Annotated in this window: 2 protein-coding genes; both read right to left on the bottom strand. The window is 69.6% G+C overall.

Going from position 1 to position 2,260, the window contains the following annotated elements:
* Positions 1–88: 88 nt before the first annotated feature.
* Positions 89–562 carry a nucleoside deaminase gene (locus ABD194_RS18680; protein ID WP_343994286.1) on the bottom strand — a complete coding sequence of 158 codons (474 nt, stop codon included), beginning with the start codon at positions 560–562 and terminating at the stop codon, positions 89–91.
* The gene (locus ABD194_RS18675) at positions 559–1,989 is read right to left on the bottom strand and encodes a purine-cytosine permease family protein (RefSeq protein ID WP_343994283.1); all 1,431 of its coding nucleotides are present in this window, start codon (positions 1,987–1,989) and stop codon (positions 559–561) included. The genes ABD194_RS18680 and ABD194_RS18675 overlap by 4 nt, the downstream gene beginning before the upstream one ends.
* Positions 1,990–2,260: the final 271 nt, after the last annotated feature.

Genomic DNA, 2,260 nt, shown 5'->3' with positions numbered 1-2,260 from the left:
TCCCTGCGAGGAAGCTCGGCGACCGTGGCTTTCATTGAGGCAGCGTTCGGTGTGGGCGCCGGGGTTCGCAGGCATGACGGACGGAAGGTCAGTCGACGCCGATGTCCTCGTTCCACACGTCGGGACGGGCCGCGATGAAGTCGGTCATCATGCTCACGCAGTCGGGGTCATCGAGCAGGACGACCTCGACCCCGGCATCCTGCGCGAGCCAGTTGTGGCCGCCGGTGAACGTCTGGGACTCACCGATGACGAGCCGGCTGATGCCGAACTGCCGGATCAGCCCCGAGCAGTACCAGCACGGCGACAGCGTGGTCACCATCGTCGTCCCGCGGTAGGACCGCTGTCGGCCCGCCTTGCGGAAGGCGTCGGTCTCCCCATGGATGGAGGGGTCGTCCTCCTGGACGCGGCGGTTGCGGCCGCGGCCGAGCAGCGTGCCGTCGGCAGCGAAGAGCGCACCGCCGATGGGTATGCCGCCCTCCGCCAGCCCCGCACGCGCCTCGGCCAGGGCGACCGCGAGCATCTCCCGGTCGGCGTCGGACCCGGCGGTCGGCAGGACGGTCATGCCGTCCGCCCCGAGGAGGTGCGGGCGGGCAGCAGGCGCCGCAGGACGGCATACAACCCGGCGGCGAGGACGAAACCGACGAGGAAGGTGATGTCTCCGACGCCGGGGTGCGCCTTGACGATGACGCCGGTGCACAGCTGCTGGTTGGAGAAGAGCCAGATCGAGAGGACCATGGCGACGAACATGGCGATGGCACCGGCCCAGTTGACGTAGTGGCGGTCGGTGGCGATCGCAGTGACTTCTGCCCTCGGATCTCCTCGGCGCAGGAAGCGGTCCGTGAGGGCGACGCCGAGCCACGGGCCGATCCAGTAGGCGATGACGAGCAGGAAGTTCTCGTAGTTGGTTCCGGCGTTCTGGAGGCCGAAGAGTGCCAGGACGAGACCGAGCAGGCCGAAGATGACCGCGACGACGGCGCGGGCCCGGTGCGGCGGCAGCTTGATACCGAGCGCCAGGAACGACATGGCCCCCGAGTAGATGTTGAGGGCGTTGGCCGCGACCGCACCCAGCGCGATGCACAGGAGGGTGAGGGCCCCGAGCCACGCCGGCATGAGCCCCGTGTAGACGCCGGGGTCGACCGCGGCGGCCTTGCCCGCAGCGGAGACCATCGCCGCGCCGGCCGCCTCGAGGACGATGCACGAGATGGTGATGCCGAGGCCGGCGAAGAGCCCGACGGCCTTGAGATTCGACGTCCTCGGCAGGTAGCGGGTGTAGTCGGAGGCGTACGGGTTCCAGCCGCAGGCGTAGCCGAACGCCGCAGCCGTCTGGATGAGGAACGCGCCGGGGACCGGCTTGCCCGGTGCGCCCAGGTCGGCCTTGGAGAACACGAAGTACAGGCCGGCGGCGAAGACGACCCCCAGCAGCGGCAGCGCGTAGCGCTCGAAGGCGTGCACAAGGTTGTGCCCCAGGAAGGCGATGAGCAACTGCGCTGCGACCACGACGACCAAGCAGACCCAGGTCGGCAGGCTGCCCACGAGGGCGTGCAGGGCCAGGGCGCCGCTGATGCTGTTGACCGCGAACCAGCCGATGCCAGCGACCAGCGAGTTGAGCCCGGCGGGCAGGATGTTGCCGCGGAAGCCGAAGCCGGTGCGTGAGAGCACCATCTGCGCCAGGCCGTGCTGGGGGCCCCAGCTGGACAGGATGCCGTGCGTCACGGAGCCGAGGACCGTGCCGAGGACGATCGCAGCCAGGGTCTGCTTGAAGGAGAGGCCGAAGAAGAGCGGCCCGATGATGCCGACGGCGACCGTCGCGAACTCGAGGTTCGGGCTCATCCAGGTCCACAGGAGGTTGACCGGACGGCCGTGCCGCTCGCTGTCGGGGATCTGCTCGATCCCACCCGGCTCGACGGCCAAGGTCTTGGCGCCGTAGTGCTCAGCGGCGATGGGGTTTGCATCCTCGACGGAGAGGGCTCGCCCCTCGGCTGGTGTCATGGGTCGCGATGATCCCGCACCGGCCGACCCAGCGGGTTTCGGGGGTGTAACAGGAGGCTGGACGGCACCTGAGTGCGGTACACAGGTCCGCCCCGCGGCCCAGCGAGAGCTTACGGAGGTACTCAGGCCCACCTGCTCATCCTCGGCAGGGCCGGCGCTTCGACCAGCGGGAGCTTGCGGCCAGGCCGGCCTACGACGCCGTCGTGCACTTCGCCGCGATCCCGCGGATCCTGCTCACCTCGGACGCGAAGACGTACGCGGCGAACGTGCT

The organism is Terrabacter terrae (assembly GCF_039529575.1).
In the GTDB taxonomy this organism is placed as follows: Bacteria; Actinomycetota; Actinomycetes; order Actinomycetales; family Dermatophilaceae; genus Terrabacter; species Terrabacter terrae.
Note: the sequence above shows the minus strand (reverse complement) of the source record. Positions and strands in the feature narration are given on the sequence as shown.